Genomic DNA, 634 nt, shown 5'->3' on the forward strand with positions numbered 1-634 from the left:
AATGAATAAATTTTGAAGTAGAAATTGTTTTGTCTTTTCGCATTCTTTAACAATAATTTGTTGATTTAAGACTATTTTTTCAAAATTTCTAGATAAACTCACAATTTTAGCTTGATATTTAGCATCAGGAATGATCTTGATGTGCAACTTTAATAAATCATGAATATGTACTCTTTTTGATCCTGTTCCCGTTGCAATTAATTCCGTATGCTTCCAAAAATCAGGGTTTTTAAGTAAATAAAACAAAAACTGTGGATTTATATTTGAAATTTTTAAACTAGGTACGTCATTAGATGTTGCTAATCCATCAAATTCTTTTGTAATTAAGGCTATTGAGCCATTAAAAATATTTTGTTTACCAAAAATAAGTTCACCAGTATGTCTTATAAAATATTTGGTGGATCCTAGCGATAAAGTATCACGTTGAACTCCTCTTGCAAGTCCTTGTAAATTTAATTTAACAGTTAAAAGTTGATTCTTATTTTTAATCCTTGCTTGAATTTGAGGAGGTATTTCTAGAAAATTATTGAGTGAAAAAGTGATACCATATTTGTTGTTTTGCTGTTTTATTATTTGGCCTAAACCTTTTTCTAAAGCTGATATTAGCTCTAATTTTCGTTGTTGAAGAGAAAGA

The 634-nt window shown here is 27.6% G+C and carries 1 protein-coding gene; it reads right to left on the reverse strand.

The window, feature by feature from the left end:
- Window positions 1–634: restriction endonuclease subunit S domain-containing protein (locus FC45_RS07460; RefSeq protein WP_479680686.1), on the reverse strand; the 634-nt coding region annotated here is incomplete at both ends.

The organism is Lactobacillus jensenii DSM 20557 (assembly GCF_001436455.1).
GTDB lineage: Bacteria > Bacillota > Bacilli > Lactobacillales > Lactobacillaceae > Lactobacillus > Lactobacillus jensenii.